This window comes from Mesorhizobium sp. CC13 (assembly GCF_039907765.1).
Taxonomy (GTDB): Bacteria; Pseudomonadota; Alphaproteobacteria; order Rhizobiales; family Rhizobiaceae; genus Aminobacter.
In genome coordinates this window covers 625,899-643,061 of the sequence record NZ_JARDJI010000001.1, presented here as the reverse complement: position 1 = coordinate 643,061, position 17,163 = coordinate 625,899, and the positions used below count along the sequence as shown (strand labels likewise).

The following is a 17,163-nucleotide window of genomic DNA, read 5'->3' as shown; positions in this document are numbered from 1 at the left end:
TCCCCACGGCAGCCTAAAGTCCAAAACACCTATCAGTCGCCTCGCTTTGACCGAGGACAACCTGTTGAGGCTCCACACCTAGCTAGATCCGGCCGACAAGGCTCGCGCCGATCGCCACCATCACGAAGCCGATCAGCATATCGAGCACGCGCCAGGAAGCAGGCCGGGCGAACACCGGCTGCAACAGCCTCGCGCCATAGCCGAGCCCGAAGAACCACACGAATGACGCGGTTGCCGCGCCGATGCCATAGGCAAGGCGCGCCTGGCCCTCGTATGCGGCCGAAAGCCCGCCGAGCAGCACCACCGTGTCGAGATAGACATGCGGGTTGAGGAAGGTGAAGGCGAGGCAGGCGGCCACCGCCGGCCCCAGCCTGGCCTCCCCGGTCCTGGCGGCCTGCAGCGCCTCGGGCTTCATGGCCCGGCGGAAGGCGATCACCGCGTAGGTGAACAGGAACAGGGCGCCACCCACCGTCACCGCCATGATCAGCCGCGGCGACTGCGAGATCAGCGTGCCGAGGCCGGCGACGCCGGCGGCGATCAGGAGCGCGTCGGAAAGGGCGCAGATCAGCGACAACACAAAGACGTGCTGGCGCAGCAGGCCCTGGCGCAGGATGAAGGCGTTCTGCGCGCCGATCGCTATGATGAGCGAGGCGCCGAGCAGGAAACCGGAAATGGCGGCGGAGAAGACAGAGCCAGTCACGCGGCCCTTCTAATGCATCGGCCCGAAAACCGAAATCGGTTTTCGGAATGCACGACCCATGGATCGATAGGGCCAGGGCGTCGGTCGCGCGTCCAAGCGGACGTCGTGCGCCGTCAGAACAGCTTCATCTGGTCGTCGTCGGACTTTTCCGCCTTTGGCTTTGCGGCCTTCACCTTGCCCGGCGCGGCCTCCGGCAGCGGCTCCACCCGGTCCTGGATCTCCGGCCCCATGTTGGTGACCTTGTTGACCAGCTCCGACACCGGGATCTGTTCGAAGAAATCCGGCTGCGCCGGCCGCATCAGCTCGGCCACGTCGCGTGGCTCCCGGGTGCGGCAGTCGAGCCAGCGGGCGAAGTCCTCGGGCTGGATGACGACGGGCATGCGGTCGTGGATGTGGGCGATGTCGGCGCTCGCATCGGTGGTCAGAATCGCCGCCGTGTCGATCTCCGAGCCGCCCGGCTCGCTCCAGGTTTCCATCAGTCCGGCCAGCGCCACCAGCCCGCCCCGGCGCGGCCTCAGCCAGTAGGGCTGGCGGCGGTTGCCCGGCAGCTTCTTCCACTCGTAGAAGCCCGAGACCGGCACCAGCGCCCGCCGGTGCCGCATGGCATTGCGGAAGGCGGCCTTGTCGATCGCCGATTCGGAGCGCGCGTTGAACAGCAGCGGCAGGTCCGAAGGGTTCCTGGCCCAGGCCGGGATGAGCCCCCAGCGCGCCAGCAGTGCCCCGCGGTCGGGCAGGTTCGAGCCGGGCGGGCGCGGCGGTCCGGCCGTCACCACCAGGATCGGCTGGGTCGGCGCCACGTTGTAGCGCGGCGGAAAGCTCTCGAGGTCGCCGACGCCGATGAAGGCAGCCGTCTCCTCGGGCGAGGCGATCACCGCGATACGTCCGCACATGGCTTAAAATCCCTGTTCCGCCCACAAAGTGGCGATGGATCGCCATCGCCGCAACCGCTAAAGCAGCTTTTCCCCCTGCCGAGCCAACCGGCCGGAGGGCAACGCATAAGGACGTGCAGTCGCCATGAACGAAACCACCATCGTCCCGGCCGTGTCCGTCGCAGTCATGCGCGGCCGCGCGATCATGCTGGTCAGGCGCGGGCGGGCGCCGTCCAAGGGCCTCTACGCCTTCCCCGGCGGCCGGGTAGAGGCCGGCGAATCGCTCGAGGACGCCGCGCGCCGCGAACTCCTGGAGGAAACCGGCATCGCGGTGGGCACACTCGTGCCGCTGCGCGATATCCTCATCGACAGCCGCAGCGACGGCGGGTCGGTCTACCTGCTCACCGTCTTCGGCGCGCGGCACCTCGCGGGCGAGCCGGTCGCGGCCGACGACGCCGACGAAGCCGCCTTCTTCGGCCTCGACGAGATCGAGCGCCTGCCGCTCACCGATTCGACGCTGGAGATCGTGCTCGAACTGCTCGGCGGCGGCGTAATTCTGCCGGGATAGAGGTCCGCCCCGCCTTGCGGCGGACAATTTGTTTCGCCACAAAAGCTTATGCGCCGTGCCTCGACCATTCTCTTTGCCCTGACGCTCGCTGCGAGCGGCCCTATCGCCGCGCGCGCGGTCGAGGCGCCCTTCGAGCCGGGGCTGATGCGCCTGGCCGAGGTCATGGGCTCGCTGCATTTCCTGCGCAATCTCTGCGGTGAAAAGGGAACCCAGTGGCGCGAGCAGATGGAGAAGCTACTCCAGTCCGAGAACCCGACGCCCGAGCGGCGGGCCCGGTTCATCGCCAGCTTCAACCGCGGCTACCGGTCGTTCGAAGGCACCTACACCGCCTGCACCGCGTCGGCCACCGAGGCGATCTCGCGCTACATGAAGGAGGGCGAAACGCTCAGCCGAGATATCGCCTCGCGTTACGGCAATTAACAGGCTATTTACTTTCACGGCATTGCCTGCCGTACACGAACGGCCGATTGTGCTAAGTCTCTTAACGGGACATTAAAGGGATAGCTCAAGTTGATCCGAATCACCGGGTCGCTTGACAGGGTGAAAGACCGAAATGGAACAACGCGTAAGCGACATCGACGCGCTGGTCAGGGAAGAAAAGCGACTGACCGCCGTCGAGAGCCACAACGAGGCATGGGCGGAAGGCCTTTCCGCCGGCATCGAGCCCGAGATCATCGCCGAAGCCGCCCTCACCACGGCCTTCGCCGAGATCGTGGCCGCCAATGGCGAGCAGGCCGCGCTTGCGCTGCTCGACCGCATGCGGGCGAAGGTCGAGGCCGGCGAATTCGAGCCGCTGCGCCTGCGGCATTGAGCGCTGCAGCGGTTCTTTGACTAGCCGTGGCCGTTTCGGCATCATGCCGGCCGTCACGAGGAAATACCGGAGTCTAGCCTTGATGCGGCCACAGAACGATTTTGCGCCCCGCGCCGCCATGCGAGCTGCGGTGCTTGCTGTGGCGGCCGCCCTGGCGATCACGCCGCTCGGCACGTCTTCGGCGCTGGCCCTCAGCGAGATCAAGCGCGAGGAACTGCCCGTACCGGCCGCCCCGGCGGCGCCTTCCGACCAGAACGCCACCCCCGAAAGCGCGGTGCCGATGCCGGACCCGATCCAGAAGGTGCCGCCGGCCGGCACCGAGGCGGCGCCGCAGGACCAGCAGACCGAACCGCAGGAGGAGGCCCCGGCCGAGCCGGAGGACGCAAGCAATCCGGCCATGCCGCATCCCGATCCCGAGGCGCCGCTGCCCGAGATCGTCTATGACCTCAGCCGCTTGCCCGAGCCGGTGCAGCGCATGCGCAACCTGCTCGTCGAGGCCGCCAAGACCGGCGACATCGAAAAGCTCCGGCCGCTGATCGGCACGGGCGAGGACATGCCGCAGATTTCCTTCGGCGACGTCGAAGGCGACCCGATCGCGTTCCTGAAAAGCCTCTCGGGCGACGGCGAAGGCCAGGAAATCCTCGCAATCATGGAAGAGGTGCTGAGCGCCGGTTACGTGCATCTCGGCGAGGGCACCGACGAGGACCTCTATGTCTGGCCGTATTTCTTCGGCATGCCGCTGGAGAAGCTCGATCCACGCCAGAAGGTCGAATTGTTCAAGATCGTCACCGCCGGCGACTACGAGGACATGAAGCAATACGGCACCTACGTCTTCTACCGCCTCGGCATCACGCCCGAGGGACGCTGGGCCTTCTTCGTCGCCGGGGATTGACCTTTTTCCTTCTCCCCGTTCACGGGGAGAAGGTGGCCCGAAGGGCCGGATGAGGGGCAGCGCATCGATCTGTGAGGCTGGCTCCGCCCCTCATCTGCCTGCCGGCATCTTCTCCCCGTGAACGGGGAGAAGAAAAATTACCTCACCACCGCTTCCGAAAACTCCACCGCCCTGCCCTGCGACGGGTTGGCGATCTCGCCCTCCCACATGACACGGATGCCGCGAACGATGGTGCCCACCGGCCAGCCTGTCACCTCTTTGCCGTCATAGGGCGTCCAGCCGGCCCTGGAGCCGGCCTGGGCGTTGGTGATGGTTTCCTTGCGCTTCATGTCGACCACGGTGAAGTCGGCGTCGTAACCGGCGGCGATGCGGCCCTTGCGCGCCATGCCGAAAATCCGGTTCGGGCCGTGGCTCGAAAGATCGACGAAGCGTTCCAGAGTCAGGCGCCCTGCATTCACATGGTCGAGCATGATCGGCACCAAGGTCTGCACGCCGGTCATGCCCGAGGGCGAGGCCGGATAGGGTTTTGCCTTTTCGGCCAGCGTGTGCGGCGCATGGTCGGAGCCCAGCACGTCGACGACGCCCTGGCCGATGCCGTGCCAGATGCCGTCGCGATGGCGCACTGAGCGCACCGGCGGGTTCATCTGCAGGAGCGTGCCGAGACGGGCATAGTCGTCCGAGGACATGGTCAGGTGGTGCGGCGTCGCCTCGCAGGTGGCGACATCCTTGTGATGCTCGAGGAAGGCGATCTCCTCCGCCGTCGAGATGTGCAGCACGTGGATGCGCGCGCGTTCCTGCCGGGCGATGCGCACCAGCCGCTCGGTGCACTGCAGCGCGGCGATCTCGTCGCGCCAGACCGGATGCGAGGACGGGTCGTTCTCGACGCGCAGGTTCTGCCGCTCGCGCAGGCGGAACTCGTCCTCGGAGTGGAAGGCGGCGCGGCGGCGGGTGTTGCGCAGGATCGATGCCACGCCCTCGTCGTCCTCGACCAAAAGGTCGCCGGTGGACGAACCCATGAACACCTTGATGCCGGCCGCACCCGGCAGGCGCTCCAGCTCGGCGACGTCCCCGGCGTTGTCGCGCGTGCCGCCGACCCAGAAGGCGAAGTCGCAATGCATGCGCGCGGTCGCACGGCTCACCTTGTCGGCAAGCGTCGCCTCGCTCGTCGTCAGCGGGTTGGTGTTGGGCATCTCGAAGACGGCGGTGACGCCGCCGAGCACCGCCGCGCGCGAACCCGTCTCCAGGTCTTCCTTGTGCTCCAGACCCGGCTCGCGGAAATGCACCTGGCTGTCGACCACGCCCGGCAGGATGTGCAGGCCGCGGCAGTCGATGGTCTCGCCGGCCGAGGCGGCCGTCAGGTCGCCGATGGCGGCGATCCGTCCTTTGGTCACGCCGAGGTCGCGGAGACCGATGCCGTCGTGATTGACGACCGTCCCGCCCTTGAGGATGAGATCGAAGCTGGTAGCCATCGCGGGTGCCCTTGTCTGGAAATTGCCTGCGGCTTACGTAATGGCTCTCCGAATTGCAAGATCAGGTCCATGCCAACAGCCATTCTCGCCGACCGCGCCATTATCGATGTCTTCGGTACAGACGCCGAGCATTTCCTGCAGAACATCGTGACCGTCGACCTTGCGGCGCTCGGAGAGCGCGAAGCCAAGCCCGGTGCGCTGCTGGCGCCGCAGGGCAAGATCATGTTCGATTTCCTGGCCTCGCGCAGCGGCGAAAATGCGCTGAGGCTCGAGTGCCGCGCCGACATTGCCGACGATTTCGTCCGCCGCCTGATGCTCTACCGGCTGCGTGCCAAGGCCGAGATTTCCAAGCAGGATCAACCGGTTGTCGCGGTCTCGTGGGAAAGTGATTCAGCCGCTTCCGACGCCGATTCAACTGCCTCGCAAACTGATTCAACCGTCCGCGACAGCCGCTTCCAGTCGCCGGTCCTTCGCCACTACGGCGCTGCCCCTTCGGCCGACGCCTCCGAGGCGGATTGGCATTCCTTCCGCGTCGCCGCCGGCGTCGCCGAAAGCGGCCCCGACTATGGGCTGGGCGACGCCTTCCCGCACGACGTGCTGCTCGACCAGATGGGCGGCGTCGGCTTCAAGAAGGGCTGCTTCATCGGCCAGGAGGTCGTCTCGCGCATGCAGCACCGCGGCACGGCCCGCCGCCGTGTGCTTTTGATCCAAGCCGCCTCCGACCTCCCCGCCCCCGGCACCGACCTGATCTCCGGCGGCAAGGTGGTGGGCACGCTCGGCTCCGTCTCGGGCAGCCACGGCCTCGCCATCGCCCGCATCGACCGGGTCAAGGCAGCGCTCGACGCCGGCGCCGAGATCACCGCTGGCGATGTCGCGGTGACGCCGGCGATCCCCGCCTGGGCGCGCTTCACCTATCCCGAGGCCGCCGGCGCGGAAGAAGAAGCCTGATGGCCGATCGTCCCGGCGCCCCGCCGCGCGCCTGGCAGCGCATGCTGTCGGGGCGTCGCCTCGACCTGCTCGACCCCTCGCCGCTCGACGTCGAGATCGCCGACATTGCCCACGGCCTCGCCCGCGTCGCCCGCTGGAACGGCCAGACCTCGGGCGACCATGCCTTCTCGGTGGCCCAGCACTCGCTGGTGGTCGAGGCCATCTTCCGCAGGATCGTGCCGGCCGCCGGACCCGACGCCCATCTGGCCGCCCTGCTCCACGACGCGCCCGAATATGTCATCGGCGACATGATCTCGCCGTTCAAGTCGGTGGTCGGCGGCGGCTACAAGTCCTGCGAGGAGCGCCTGCAGCACGCCATCCACCTGCGCTTCGGCCTGCCCGCGGCAATCGCCCAGGGGCTGAAGAAGGAGATCAAGCGCGCCGACCAGATCGCGGCCTATTTCGAGGCGACGGAGCTCGCCGGCTTCTCGGTGGCGGAGGCGACGCAGTATTTCGGCCGCCCGCGCGGCATTTCCGTCGACGGCCTCGACATGGCGCCGCAGCCGGCCAAACGTGTCCAGAAGGCCTTCGTGGAGCGCTTCCAGGCGATCGAGAAGCAGCGCCTGGGGTAAAGCTCAGGCTGGCGGGATGAATTCCTGGCTGATTTCCTGGAACACCAGCATCGCCTCGAGCCTGGCCGAATGCGCCGCAAGCGCCGGGAAGTCGCTGATCCGCACCAGCGCGCCATGCACGTCGTTGACGAAGCGCAGCACCGCCGCCACCGCGATGTCGGCATGGCCGATGCGGTCGCCGAACCAGAATTCGCCCTTGCGCGCGACGCGGTCGGCCTCGAGCACGGCGAGCACGCTCTCGATCTGCGTGCGGCAGCGCTCGACCCACACTTGCGACACCCGCTCATGCAGCCGCCCTTCGTAGAACAGGCTCACCGCCTTGTCGCCCAGCCCCGTCGCCAGTGCCGCGACCTTCAGCGCCTGGTGGCGCTCCGGCTCGGCACTTGGGAACATCGCCTGCCCGGCCGGCACGAGGCTGTCGAGATAGTCGAGGATGATGTGGCTCTCGATCAGCACCTCGCCATTGTCGAGCACCAGGGTCGGCACCCTGGTCAGCGGGTTGTAGCGCCTGATCTTCTCGGCATCGCCGAAGGACGACCATGGCTCGTGGGTGAAGGGGATGCCGTAGAGCCTGAGCGCTACGCCGACGCGGCGGACGAAGGGGCTGTCATACTGGCCGATGAGGATCATGGCTGCCTCCCGATACGATTTTTCGACCGGATACTACACCCTGCCGCGCGCCGTCCATGCGCCGGGCAGCGCGCTCCCGATGGTCCAGCAGGCGCATTGGCATGCACCGGCTTGCGGTCGCCCAGCGATTGCAGCAGAAGAACGGTACTTTCCACAACAAGGCTTGGCCGAGTCGTGACCTTCGCTGACGTAGCGCTGTGGCAATATCTGCTGGTGGCGGCCGTGTCGTTCTCGGCGGCCACCATAGGCGGCGTCACCGGCTACGGAACCGGCCTGCTGCTGCCGCCGGTGCTGCTGCCGATCGTCGGCCCCGAGGCCGTGGTCCCGGTCATCAGCGTTTCGGCGCTGATGACCAACGGCAGCCGGCTTGCCGCGTTCCGCAAGGATTTCGACAGGCCGACCGCGCTTGCCGTCGGTGCCTTCGCCTTCCCTGCCTGCATCGCCGGCGCCTGGGGCTACACGCTGCTCTCCGGCCCTGGCATCACGCTGCTCATCGGCACCGTGCTCCTCGCGCTGGTGCCGCTGCGCCGCCTGCTCATGCGCGCCCGCGGCCGCCTGCGCGGCACCGGCCTCGGCGCCGCCGGGCTCGGCTACGGCCTGCTCGCCGGCGGCACGTCGGGTTCGGGCGTCGTGCTCATCACCATCCTGCTCGCGTCCGGCCTGGGCGGCACGGCTGTCGTGGCCACCGACGCCGGCATTTCGATGACGCTCGGCCTCGCCAAGGTGCTGGTGTTCCGGTCGGCCGGTTTCCTGCCGCTGTCGTCGGTCGCGCTCGCCCTGCTCATCGGTGTCTGCGCGACCCCCGGCGCCTTCGTCGCCAGGCGCCTCACCTCGGGCCTGACCAATTCCGCCCACATCGCCATACTCGACGCGGTGGTGGTTTGCGGCGGCCTGCTTTTGATCGTGCAGGGCCTGCGCGGCTGAACGGGCTCAGCTCTCCTGCTTGTGCTGCACCCCAGGCTGGCCGCGCAGCTCGAGATAGGCCACCAGCACCATCACGAGCGTCGTCGCAGCCCCTATCGCCAGCGGCGCCATCATGGTGGCGAGCGGCACCAGCGCCGCAAGGATCGCCAGGCCGACGATATGCGACAGCGGCGCCCGGCCGACCACGTAGCGCTTGAACAGGAGATTGCCCGCCAGATAGAGCGCGGTGCCGCCGATGGACGTCCAGATCACCGCGGCGCCCGCGTCGCCGAGCGGATGCGCCAGCACCAGTTCGTCCGACACGGCGACCACGATGATGCCGGCCACCAGGATCATCGGGATGTAGGTGTAGGCGCCGCGCGCGATCTGGCCGGTATCGGCGGCATGGGCGATCTTGTGATGCGCCAGCTCCTGGCCGACGTTGAAGTAGATCAGCCACATGGCGACAGAGGCGAAGAAGGTGGTGAGGAAGGCCGCGAGGTTTACCCAGTTCAGCTCGAGTTCGGCGAAGCTCACGCCCGAGACCAGGATCGATTCGCCGAGTGCGATGATGACGAACAGCGCATTGCGCTCGGACATGTGGCCGCCCTCGACGTCCCAGTCGGCCGTGGAGGAGGCGCCATGCCACGGCGTCCAGAAACCCAGCGCCGGCGACACCAGCTCGATCAGTAGCGCGATGGCCCACAGCGCGAAACGGCTCTCTGGCGCGGCCAGCCCGCCGGCGACCCAGAAGACGGCCGACAGCGCCAGCCAGAGGACGATGCGGACGAAATTCGTGTAGTTGGCCGGGTTGTGGTTCCTCAGTGCCCACATCATGAACAGCGTGCGGCCGACCTGCATGACGACATAGGCGAGCGCGAACTGCAGGCCGCGCCCCTCGAACGCCTCCGGGATCGAGGTCGAGAGCATCAGCCCGGCCAGCATCAGCGCAAACAGCATGCCACGCACCGGCGCCTTCGCCGGGTCCAGCCAGTTGGTCACCCAGGCGGTGTAGTTCCACACCCACCACACGGCGATCAGCATCAGCAGGCTTTCGAGCGCACCCTCGAGGCTGAGGTCCTTCAGCAGGAAATGCGACAGTTGGGTGACGGCGAAGACGAAGACCAGGTCGAAGAACAGCTCGACGAATTCGACCCTGGCGCTTTCGCCGCTCCTGCGCGGGCGCTGGTAGTCGCGGCTTGCCCCGGTCAATGCCATGCCTGTCCCCCCTCTCTCGTCTGGTGCCAGCATTCACGGCGGCAAGGCTTCGCGTCAAGCGGGCAAGATGCGGCGGCTGCCAGGCATGGTCGTCACCGCCGCTCGGGCAAGGCTCACGCGGCGACGCGCAAAGCTCAGAGATGCGGAGCGAGTCCTGCGGCGGCGTCCTTGCTGGTCGCCACCGGCACGATCTCGAAGCCGACGAGGTCGTGCCATTCGACGACCCAGCGCTGCACCAGCGTCACGTCGTCGGCTTCCACCAGCATGAAGCAGCGGCTCAGGTCGGCCGCGACCCAGCTGTGGTGGACGACGAAGCCCTCGGGCGCTAGCCGTCCCCTGTCGCGAAATCGGCGGTAGATCGCCTTGGGGTCCCGCCCGCGAAAATCCTCGATGACGATGAACTGCATTGCACGTCCTCCCTGTTCCGCGGACGCGCCGATGCCTTGGCCGCCGATCGCCGGCCGCCGGTCCGATCGTCGTCCCCTACTTCCCGTTCCGCTCCAGGCGGTCGAGGAACCATTGCGTCAGCCGCACCCAGACCTCGTCCTTCTCGCCGGAATCCTCGACGCCGTGGTCGAGGTTGGGATTGTCGTTGACCTCGATGACGAAGACCCCGTCCTTGGTCTCCTTGAGGTCGACGCCATAGAGCCCGTCGCCGATGCAGCGCGCGGCCTTCACGGCCGTCTCCACCACATGGGCCGGCGCATGCTTGAGCGTGAAGGTCTTGATGCCGCCCTCGACCGGCTTGCCGCCGTGATCGTGGTTGACGATCTGCCAGTGCTTCTTGGCCATCAGATAGTGGACGGCGAAGAGCGGCTGGCCGCCGAGCACGCCGATGCGCCAGTCATATTGCGTCGGCATGTATTTCTGGGCGATCAGCAGGTCGGAATCCTCCATCCAGGCCGCGGCAAGCGCCTTCAGCTCGTCGAAGCTGTGCGCTTTCTTCACGCCGCGCGAAAACGAGCTGTCGGGGATCTTCAGCACCAGCGGAAAGCCCAGCGTGTCGGCTGCGACCTGCAGGTCGGCCGGGCTCGCGATCATCACGGTCGGCGGCACCGGCACGTTGTTGTAGGCCATCAGCTCGTTCAGATAGACCTTGTTGGTGCAGCGGATCATCGACAGCGGATCGTCGATGACCGGCATACCCTCCTGCTGGGCGCGGCGCGCGAAGCGGTAGGTGTGGTTGGAGATCGACGTCGTCTCGCGGATGAGCAGCGCGTCGTAGTTGGCGAGCTTGGCGAGGTCCTTCCTGGTGATCGGCTCCACCTCGACGCCCATCTTCTCGGCGACGCGGGCCCAGTGGCGCAGCGACGATATCGCCGACGGCGGCATCTGCTCGTGCGGGTCGATCAGGGTGGCGAAGGTGTAGCGCGAAGGCGTGCGCGCCTTGCCGTCGCGCCATTCGCGGCTGGTATAGGTGTCCAGGGCGGCGACGAAGCGCCGCTTGTCGGTCTCCTCCAGCCGCCCCAGCGCGGCAAAGCCGATCTTGTGGATCGAGGCCCATTCGCCGTCCTTGATCGCCACCTCCAGCGCCGGCGCGCGGAACCAGTCGAACAGGAGCTTGGCGAAGCGGTCCCACGCCTTGGACGGACCGATGCCGAAGAACACCGTCACCTTGGCGGGAAAGCTGCCGCCGATGTCCTTGCGGCATTTGTTGAGCGCAAGCTCCAGCTCCGGCAGCGCGTTTTCGTAGAGCTTGCGCTCCGACAGGTCGATCATCGTCTCGACCGACGGGATCACCTTGTGGCCGCGCGAGCCGGCAAGCAGCGAGGCATAGTAGCCGCGGCTCTGGTAGGTGTAGCGGTTGGACAGGTTGATGATCTTCGGCCGCTGGCCGCGGAACAGCGACGGATGGGCGAGATAGTCGCGGTTGGTGATGATCTTGTGCGGGGTCGCGGCCTGGTCGAGGTCGCTTTGCCGGCCGGTGAGGATGACCCAGGTCATTTGCTGGCGGACTTTCCGAGAATGATGGCTGCGCGCAGGCCGTCGGCGCCGAACTGGGCCATGCGCATGAAGATGTCGTAGGGCACCGGGATGTTGGCGGCGTCGGCGGCGGTCTCGCGCTGTTCGTCCTCTATCCAGGGGTCGTGGATCAGGATGTGGCCGCCGTCGTCGCCGATGGCGAGCACCCAGTGCGGCACCTTCTTGCCGAACATCAGGAAGCCCGAGATCAGCACCAGCGCCAGCTTGCCCTCGGCCAGCCGCGCCCGGATGTCGTCGAGGCCGAAGGGCCTGTAGGTGACGGGAATGGCGTATTTGTCGGCGCGGCCGCGGAAGTCCGCCTGCGCCAGCTCCATCACCCGCCGCTTCTCGGCGCTGCGCACCGATTGCAGGAACAGCGCGCCGGCGGCCGAGACGAAGATCTCGGTGCCGAGCCCCGCCTCATATGCTGCCACCGCCAGCCCGAAGGGCTCGCAGCCGCCCGGCCCCGACATCATGAAGATGGTGGTCGCCTCGCGCCACAGCCTGATCTCCATCACCGGGTCGGGCACGAAGCCGCGGTCGAAATTGGCCATCGCCATCATCAGGCAGCACGGCCCGCAGGTGAAGTCGCAGGTCTGGGCGTAGAACGGCACCGTCGTGGTGATCGGCACGTCGCCGCGCAGCGTCTTTTCGTAGCGCAGCGCGGCCATGCCGTCCTCGTAGTAGTCGGCCTCCACCCCGATCCGGCGGTAGCCGTTCTGCTCGTAGAGCCGGATGGCGCGCGCATTGTCCTCGCGCACCTCGAGCCGCATCATCATGCGGCCGTGGTCGTAGGCGATGTGCTCGACCGATTCGAGCAGCAGGCGGCCGATGCCGCGGCCGCCGAAGTCTGGGGCGATGGCGAAGGAATAGAGCCGCGCCACCCCGCTGCCCTTGCGGAACAGCACCATGGCGTATCCGGCCAGCCGCCCGTCGCATTCGGCGACGAGCGTCTCGGCGGTCTCGCGTTCGATCAGTTGGCGGAAGGAACGGCGCGATATGCGGTCGCCGGGAAAGACCGCGTTCTCGATGGCGCAGAGCGCATCGACATCATCAGCGCGTGCCGTACGGATGTCGGCTGCCATGCGGACCCTGAGAACCTCGCTTGGGCGGGAAGATTGCCCCTGAAGGAAACGTCCCTGCGAAGCAGTCACGCGCCCGCATCGCTTGCGCAGTCACGCCTCGATTCGGGCCTTATTGTGACACGCCGCCCGGGTCCCCGGCATTTGAATCTCATAGGAATCCAACGCTGGTTAATGGGCCGCGGGCGAGCTAGGTCCGGCTCATCCCGGACCCCGCCAGAAGCTGCTTGTAGGCGTCGCGGGCGACCTCGCTCAGCCGCTCCTGCGGCAGGTTGCCGACGATGGCGCAGGCATAGCCCTGGTCGAGCCAGTAGACGGCGCGGGCACCGCCGTCCTCGGGTCCGTAGGTTCCCTTCGCCTTGGCGCCGCCCTCGGCCGTGACGTAGACGGAGATGCGCTCGCCCTGACCGTCCTCGTAGATCATCAGGGCCGCGGTGCCGTGCTTGGCCGGCAGCACGCGGCCGCCGACCAGCTTGAAGCCGCTGGTGGCGAGGTCCGGCGCGATCAGCTTCAGCCCGGTGCGCTTGGACAGCCAGCCCGTCAGGTAGTCGGGGTTCTCGCCGCTGACCTCGACCGGATGCGCCGCATCGGCGATGTAGGTGGCATGCGCGGCGAGCGCATCCTCGGCCACCCGGTCGTCGTCATGGAGGCCGAAGCCCAGTTCGCTCGACCCGGCAAGGTATCCGCCCAGTCCGCCGGCCACGAGCAGCGTGGCCGCGGCGGCCATGCGCCACCACTGCGACGCCGGCCTGCGCTTGGGCGCCTCGCCATCGACGGCGGCCGTCAGCCGCGCCGGCACCTTTTCGTCGAGCACGCCGGCAAACGCGCCGCGCAGCGCCGCCTGGTCGGCGGCATAACGCTGGCTCCTGGCCTTCATGTCCGGGTTGGCGTCGAGCCAGGCCTGGTAGGCGGCGCGTTCGTCCTCCGGCAGCTCGCCGTCGAGCGCCAGGTGGATGTCGCGTTCGGTGAAGGGTCGCGCGATCATCTGTCGACGATCCTTATCGTCCGGCGCCGCGCCTGGTCGTCCAGCAGCGCGCGCAGTTCCTCGCGCCCGCGGGCCATGCGCGACATCAGCGTGCCGGCCGGCACGCCGAGCATGGTCGCGGCCTCGGCATAGGAAAACCCTTCTATGGCGACCAGCACCATGGCGGCGCGCCGGTCCGGGCTGATCGCCTGCAGCGCGTCGATGATCTCGCGCGAGGCCACGCTCTCGGCCTGGACGGCGGGCGTGGCCAGGGCTTCGCTGGTGTCGAGCGGCAGGATCGCCATCTCGCCGCGCCGGCTCACCTTGCGCATCTGGTCGATGAACAGATGATGCATGATCGTGAACAGCCACCTCCTGGGGCTTTCTCCGGTGCGCCAGTTGTCCATGCGGACGAGCGCCCGTTCCAGGCTGTCCTGGACGAGATCGTCCGCCGCGTCGCGGTCGCGCAGAAGCGCGCGCGCATACCGGCGCAATCGGGGAATTTCCGCAAGTATCGCTGCCTTCTTTTCGTCCATCACCGCGGATCGCAAGCCCTTCACAGCACACCGATTGAACCCGCCTTGCCGGCGCAGTGCAAGCGGCTGGATAGAGGTGGCCCGCGTCCCCGGTCACCCAAGCATGCAACTAACGCCTGCGACGGCCGCGCTATTCCCGACGCATCAGATTTCTTGAAGCATTGGCCGAAACCAATTGATTATGCGGATCGGGTGCGATCGGCTAGAAACATTCCCCTCACGGGAGATGCGATGATGACGGCAGCGGCGGTGAACACCAGGTCGGGGTCGAGTGTGCCCTGGCTCATCATCATCTGCGGCTGCCTGATCGCCGCCCTCACCTTCGGCCCGCGCTCGGCCATGGGCTTCTTCCAGTTGCCGATGCTCGCCGAAAAGGGCTGGGACCGCACCACCTTCGGCCTCGCCATGGCGATCCAGAACCTGTTCTGGGGCCTCGGCCAGCCGATCTTCGGCGCGCTCGCCGACCGCTTCGGCAGCTGGCGGGTGCTGACGCTGGGCGCCGTGCTCTATGCGATCGGCCTCTATTTCATGGCCAATGCCGACAGCGCCTCGATGCTCTACATCAGCGGCGGCGTGCTGGTCGGCCTCGGCGTCGCCGCCGGCTCGTTCAGCATCGTGCTCGCGGCCTTCGCCCGCAACACCACGCCGCAGAACCGCAGTCTCGTCTTCGGCATCGGCACCGCCGCGGGCTCGGCCGGCATGTTCATCTTCGCCCCGATCAGCCAGGGCCTGATCGACGCCTATGGCTGGTCGGACACGCTGGTGTTCATGGCGATCGCCATGCTCGCCATCCCGGTGCTGGCGATCCCGCTGGTGGGCAATTCGCGCTCCGGCAAGGTTTCGGCGGTCGAGATCGACCAGACGCTCGCCGAGGCGCTGTCGGAGGCGTTCGCCCACAAGAGCTATCTCCTGCTCGTCTCCGGCTTCTTCGTCTGCGGCTTCCAGGTGGCGTTCATCACCGCCCACTTCCCGGCCTACATCCGCGACATCGGCATCGACGCCCGCTACGCGGTGATCGCGCTCGCGCTGATCGGCTTCTTCAACATCATCGGCTCGCTGGCGTCGGGCATCATCGGCCAGCGCTATTCGAAGCCGATCTTCCTCGCCTGGATCTATCTCGCCCGCTCGGCGCTGGTGACGGCCTTCCTGCTCCTGCCGCAGACGCCGACGAGCGTCATCGTCTTCGCCACCCTCATGGGGCTGCTGTGGCTGTCCACGGTGCCGCCGACCAACGGGCTGGTCGCCATCATGTTCGGCACCCGCCACCTCGGCATGCTCGCCGGCATCGTCTTCTTCTCGCACCAGATCGGCTCGTTCCTCGGCGTCTGGCTCGGCGGCTATCTCTACGACCGCTTCGGCACCTACGACCCGGTGTGGTGGCTGGGCGTCGTGCTCGGCCTGTTCGCCGCCGTAGTCCACTGGCCGATCAAGGAACGCCCAGTCCACCGGCCCACGGCGCTCGCCGCGGCGGAGTAGCGGGACGCTGCCTGACGGTGTCAGGCCAGGTCGGTCCGCGTAAAGTCGTCGCCCTTGTAGAGAAGCGGCGCGCCAAGCGCCTTGGCGCAGGCGTAGGCGAAGCAATCGCCGAAATTGAGGTCGGCGGGATGGCCGACCGCCTTGCCGTAGCGCATGCCGGCCTCGAGCGCGATCACACCGATCTCACTGGAGATCGGCATTTCCCGTGCGCCGATCTCGGCCATGAAGTCGTCGACGACAGCGGCGACATTCGCCACCAGCTCCGACGTCGGCTTCCTGCCGCTGCCGCCCGTCGCGGCCCGGGCGACCGACATGACGGCCTCGAAGCGGACCAGCGGTGAAACGTGGCAATCGCTGCGGCGTCCGCTCAACTGCTTGACCAGTCCCTCCCAGCCGGGCTCTTGGTTGAGGATGGCGACGATGACCGACGCGTCGACGAACATCAGTCGTCGCTCCACATTGAATCCGTGAACTTTTTCATGTCGAAGTCGCGGTTGGGCAGCCCTAGTTCCGCGGCCCGCGCCTGCAGCTTGGCGAGGCGTTCGCGCAGCGGCACCTTGGCGCGGTGGCGCTGGAGTTCGTGCTGCAGCGCCGCCCGCACGGCTTCCGTCTTGCTTTGCGCTCCCGAGACGGCCTGCAATTCGGCCGCCAGGGCATCGACCTTATTGTCCCGAATGTAGAGCGGCATCCGTATATCCTTCCTGGATATACAGATATCCCCTTCGGGATATACGCGCAAGCGCGAGCCGCCGCCTCCCCTTGAAACGGAAGAACCCCGGACGCGATGCCACGCCCGGGGCTCCAGTTCCTGTTCGATCGGCGGTACCGGTCAGAACTTGTAGTTCACGCCCAGCTTGAGGGTGTGGCTGTCCAGATCCTTGGCCCGGTTGCCGACGCCCGAGATGGTCGAGCGGACCTTGCCATAATCGACGTAGTTGTATTCGGCCTTGGCCGACAGCTTGTCGCCCAGCGCCTGCTCGACGCCGCCGCCCAAGAGGTAGCCGCCTTCCCAGTTGTCGCCCGACGTCACGTTGCGCTTGGCCTCGAACTTGGTGACGCCGTAGCCGGCGGTGCCATAGACCAGGGTGCGGTCGAGGGCGACGCCGGCCCGGACCTTGGCTGCGGCATCCCAGTTGCGTTCGAGCTTGGCGCCGTTGCCGATGTCGTAAGTGGCGCCGGTCGAGTAGCTGCCTTCGACCTCGCCGCCATAGACGACCATGCCGGACTGGAAGTTGATGCCGCCCTGGGCGCCGATCTGCCAGCCGGTCTTGCCCGAGAACGGGTTGGGGAAGCCGTCCCTGGTGATACCGACCTGGGCGCCGGCATAGGTGCCCGACCAGTCGTGGCCGGCCGACGATTCCTGCGAATTGTCGTAGGTCGAGGCCACGTCGGCCGCCGTTGCGACGGCCGGAAGGGTAAGCGGCGCTAGGCCAGCGAAGAGGACGAAAAACAGATTTCGCGTGGACATGAGTATTGCTCCGACATTGCTCGAGGCTGCTCGGCATCGGGCTTCGCAGCTCCCTC

21 protein-coding genes are annotated in these 17,163 nt (G+C 67.3%); 8 read left to right on the top strand and 13 right to left on the bottom strand.

Annotated elements, in window-relative coordinates:
* Positions 1 to 82 precede the first annotated feature (82 nt).
* Positions 83 to 700: a LysE/ArgO family amino acid transporter gene (locus PV773_RS03050; protein WP_347964898.1), complete on the bottom strand. Its 618-nt coding sequence runs from the start codon at positions 698 to 700 to the stop codon at positions 83 to 85.
* Between the two features lie 113 nt (positions 701 to 813).
* Positions 814 to 1,590 carry an SOS response-associated peptidase gene (locus PV773_RS03045; RefSeq protein WP_347964897.1) on the bottom strand — a complete coding sequence of 259 codons (777 nt, stop codon included), beginning with the start codon at positions 1,588 to 1,590 and terminating at the stop codon, positions 814 to 816.
* A gap of 124 nt (positions 1,591 to 1,714) precedes the next feature.
* Between PV773_RS03045 and PV773_RS03040 the strand changes: the two genes are divergently transcribed.
* From PV773_RS03040 to PV773_RS03025, 4 genes are all read left to right on the top strand, one after another.
* Complete coding sequence (locus tag PV773_RS03040; RefSeq protein ID WP_347964896.1) at positions 1,715 to 2,137, top strand: NUDIX domain-containing protein; 423 nt, start codon at positions 1,715 to 1,717, stop codon at positions 2,135 to 2,137.
* Between the two features lie 48 nt (positions 2,138 to 2,185).
* Positions 2,186 to 2,557, top strand: a complete 372-nt coding sequence (locus tag PV773_RS03035; RefSeq protein WP_347964895.1) for a TIGR02301 family protein — start codon at positions 2,186 to 2,188, stop codon at positions 2,555 to 2,557.
* Positions 2,558 to 2,690: 133 nt separating this feature from the next.
* Positions 2,691 to 2,948 (top strand): hypothetical protein, encoded by a 258-nt coding sequence (locus PV773_RS03030; RefSeq protein ID WP_340035714.1) that lies wholly within the window; start codon positions 2,691 to 2,693, stop codon positions 2,946 to 2,948.
* A 118-nt stretch (positions 2,949 to 3,066) separates the two neighbouring features.
* On the top strand, positions 3,067 to 3,840 hold the full coding sequence (locus PV773_RS03025; protein ID WP_347964933.1) for a hypothetical protein: 774 nt from the start codon (positions 3,067 to 3,069) through the stop codon (positions 3,838 to 3,840).
* A gap of 137 nt (positions 3,841 to 3,977) precedes the next feature.
* Here the strand turns inward: PV773_RS03025 and PV773_RS03020 are convergent, their stop codons facing one another.
* Complete coding sequence (locus PV773_RS03020) at positions 3,978 to 5,309, bottom strand: dihydroorotase (RefSeq protein WP_347964894.1); 1,332 nt, start codon at positions 5,307 to 5,309, stop codon at positions 3,978 to 3,980.
* Between the two features lie 69 nt (positions 5,310 to 5,378).
* Between PV773_RS03020 and PV773_RS03015 the strand changes: the two genes are divergently transcribed.
* Complete coding sequence (locus tag PV773_RS03015; protein ID WP_347964893.1) at positions 5,379 to 6,257, top strand: folate-binding protein YgfZ; 879 nt, start codon at positions 5,379 to 5,381, stop codon at positions 6,255 to 6,257.
* Positions 6,257 to 6,868 carry an HD family hydrolase gene (locus tag PV773_RS03010; protein WP_347964892.1) on the top strand — a complete coding sequence of 204 codons (612 nt, stop codon included), beginning with the start codon at positions 6,257 to 6,259 and terminating at the stop codon, positions 6,866 to 6,868. Before PV773_RS03015 ends, PV773_RS03010 begins: the two co-directional genes overlap by 1 nt.
* Positions 6,869 to 6,871: 3 nt before the next feature.
* Here PV773_RS03010 and PV773_RS03005 read toward each other — a convergent pair whose 3' ends face one another.
* Positions 6,872 to 7,498 (bottom strand): glutathione S-transferase family protein, encoded by a 627-nt coding sequence (locus tag PV773_RS03005; RefSeq protein ID WP_347964891.1) that lies wholly within the window; start codon positions 7,496 to 7,498, stop codon positions 6,872 to 6,874.
* 174 nt (positions 7,499 to 7,672) lie between these two features.
* Here PV773_RS03005 and PV773_RS03000 point away from each other — a divergent pair, with 174 nt between their 5' ends.
* Positions 7,673 to 8,422, top strand: a complete 750-nt coding sequence (locus tag PV773_RS03000) for a TSUP family transporter (protein ID WP_347964890.1) — start codon at positions 7,673 to 7,675, stop codon at positions 8,420 to 8,422.
* Positions 8,423 to 8,428: 6 nt separating this feature from the next.
* Here the strand turns inward: PV773_RS03000 and PV773_RS02995 are convergent, their stop codons facing one another.
* The 6 genes from PV773_RS02995 to PV773_RS02970 all read right to left on the bottom strand — a co-directional run bounded on the left by PV773_RS02995 (position 8,429) and on the right by PV773_RS02970 (position 14,163).
* On the bottom strand, positions 8,429 to 9,619 hold the full coding sequence (locus PV773_RS02995) for a low temperature requirement protein A (RefSeq protein ID WP_347964889.1): 1,191 nt from the start codon (positions 9,617 to 9,619) through the stop codon (positions 8,429 to 8,431).
* Positions 9,620 to 9,753: 134 nt separating this feature from the next.
* Positions 9,754 to 10,026 (bottom strand): DUF3303 family protein, encoded by a 273-nt coding sequence (locus PV773_RS02990; RefSeq protein ID WP_347964888.1) that lies wholly within the window; start codon positions 10,024 to 10,026, stop codon positions 9,754 to 9,756.
* 76 nt (positions 10,027 to 10,102) lie between these two features.
* Positions 10,103 to 11,563 carry a RimK family protein gene (locus PV773_RS02985; protein WP_347964887.1) on the bottom strand — a complete coding sequence of 487 codons (1,461 nt, stop codon included), beginning with the start codon at positions 11,561 to 11,563 and terminating at the stop codon, positions 10,103 to 10,105.
* On the bottom strand, positions 11,560 to 12,666 hold the full coding sequence (locus PV773_RS02980; protein WP_347964886.1) for a peptidase C39 family protein: 1,107 nt from the start codon (positions 12,664 to 12,666) through the stop codon (positions 11,560 to 11,562). The genes PV773_RS02985 and PV773_RS02980 overlap by 4 nt, the downstream gene beginning before the upstream one ends.
* A gap of 187 nt (positions 12,667 to 12,853) precedes the next feature.
* Positions 12,854 to 13,648, bottom strand: coding sequence for an anti-sigma factor (locus tag PV773_RS02975; protein ID WP_347964885.1), 795 nt, complete (start codon positions 13,646 to 13,648; stop codon positions 12,854 to 12,856).
* Positions 13,645 to 14,163, bottom strand: coding sequence for a sigma-70 family RNA polymerase sigma factor (locus PV773_RS02970; RefSeq protein WP_347964884.1), 519 nt, complete (start codon positions 14,161 to 14,163; stop codon positions 13,645 to 13,647). Before PV773_RS02970 ends, PV773_RS02975 begins: the two co-directional genes overlap by 4 nt.
* 234 nt (positions 14,164 to 14,397) lie before the next feature.
* Between PV773_RS02970 and PV773_RS02965 the strand changes: the two genes are divergently transcribed.
* On the top strand, positions 14,398 to 15,639 hold the full coding sequence (locus PV773_RS02965; protein WP_347964932.1) for an MFS transporter: 1,242 nt from the start codon (positions 14,398 to 14,400) through the stop codon (positions 15,637 to 15,639).
* A 20-nt stretch (positions 15,640 to 15,659) separates the two neighbouring features.
* Here PV773_RS02965 and PV773_RS02960 read toward each other — a convergent pair whose 3' ends face one another.
* The 3 genes from PV773_RS02960 to PV773_RS02950 form a co-directional block, all read right to left on the bottom strand.
* A complete protein-coding gene (locus tag PV773_RS02960; protein ID WP_347964883.1) occupies positions 15,660 to 16,082 on the bottom strand; it encodes a type II toxin-antitoxin system VapC family toxin in 423 nt (140 codons plus the stop codon).
* Positions 16,082 to 16,327: a type II toxin-antitoxin system VapB family antitoxin gene (locus PV773_RS02955; protein WP_347964882.1), complete on the bottom strand. Its 246-nt coding sequence runs from the start codon at positions 16,325 to 16,327 to the stop codon at positions 16,082 to 16,084. The genes PV773_RS02960 and PV773_RS02955 overlap by 1 nt, the downstream gene beginning before the upstream one ends.
* A 141-nt stretch (positions 16,328 to 16,468) precedes the next feature.
* Positions 16,469 to 17,107, bottom strand: a complete 639-nt coding sequence (locus tag PV773_RS02950) for an outer membrane protein (RefSeq protein ID WP_347964881.1) — start codon at positions 17,105 to 17,107, stop codon at positions 16,469 to 16,471.
* Between the last annotated feature and the right edge of the window lie 56 nt (positions 17,108 to 17,163).

Bases quoted from the DNA above. Each gene is read 5' to 3' on its own strand.
- PV773_RS03045 (WP_347964897.1), bottom strand. From the start codon at position 1,590: ATGTGCGGACGTATCGCGGTGATCGCCTCGCCCGAGGAGACGGCTGCC.
- PV773_RS03040 (WP_347964896.1), top strand. From the start codon at position 1,715: ATGAACGAAACCACCATCGTCCCGGCCGTGTCCGTCGCAGTCATGCGC.
- PV773_RS03035 (WP_347964895.1), top strand. From the start codon at position 2,186: ATGCGCCGTGCCTCGACCATTCTCTTTGCCCTGACGCTCGCTGCGAGC.
- PV773_RS03030 (WP_340035714.1), top strand. From the start codon at position 2,691: ATGGAACAACGCGTAAGCGACATCGACGCGCTGGTCAGGGAAGAAAAG.
- PV773_RS03025 (WP_347964933.1), top strand. From the start codon at position 3,067: ATGCGAGCTGCGGTGCTTGCTGTGGCGGCCGCCCTGGCGATCACGCCG.
- PV773_RS03020 (WP_347964894.1), bottom strand. From the start codon at position 5,309: ATGGCTACCAGCTTCGATCTCATCCTCAAGGGCGGGACGGTCGTCAAT.
- PV773_RS03015 (WP_347964893.1), top strand. From the start codon at position 5,379: ATGCCAACAGCCATTCTCGCCGACCGCGCCATTATCGATGTCTTCGGT.
- PV773_RS03010 (WP_347964892.1), top strand. From the start codon at position 6,257: ATGGCCGATCGTCCCGGCGCCCCGCCGCGCGCCTGGCAGCGCATGCTG.
- PV773_RS03005 (WP_347964891.1), bottom strand. From the start codon at position 7,498: ATGATCCTCATCGGCCAGTATGACAGCCCCTTCGTCCGCCGCGTCGGC.
- PV773_RS02995 (WP_347964889.1), bottom strand. From the start codon at position 9,619: ATGGCATTGACCGGGGCAAGCCGCGACTACCAGCGCCCGCGCAGGAGC.
- PV773_RS02990 (WP_347964888.1), bottom strand. From the start codon at position 10,026: ATGCAGTTCATCGTCATCGAGGATTTTCGCGGGCGGGACCCCAAGGCG.
- PV773_RS02985 (WP_347964887.1), bottom strand. From the start codon at position 11,563: ATGACCTGGGTCATCCTCACCGGCCGGCAAAGCGACCTCGACCAGGCC.
- PV773_RS02980 (WP_347964886.1), bottom strand. From the start codon at position 12,666: ATGGCAGCCGACATCCGTACGGCACGCGCTGATGATGTCGATGCGCTC.
- PV773_RS02975 (WP_347964885.1), bottom strand. From the start codon at position 13,648: ATGATCGCGCGACCCTTCACCGAACGCGACATCCACCTGGCGCTCGAC.
- PV773_RS02970 (WP_347964884.1), bottom strand. From the start codon at position 14,163: ATGGACGAAAAGAAGGCAGCGATACTTGCGGAAATTCCCCGATTGCGC.
- PV773_RS02965 (WP_347964932.1), top strand. From the start codon at position 14,398: ATGACGGCAGCGGCGGTGAACACCAGGTCGGGGTCGAGTGTGCCCTGG.
- PV773_RS02960 (WP_347964883.1), bottom strand. From the start codon at position 16,082: ATGTTCGTCGACGCGTCGGTCATCGTCGCCATCCTCAACCAAGAGCCC.
- PV773_RS02955 (WP_347964882.1), bottom strand. From the start codon at position 16,327: ATGCCGCTCTACATTCGGGACAATAAGGTCGATGCCCTGGCGGCCGAA.
- PV773_RS02950 (WP_347964881.1), bottom strand. From the start codon at position 17,107: ATGTCCACGCGAAATCTGTTTTTCGTCCTCTTCGCTGGCCTAGCGCCG.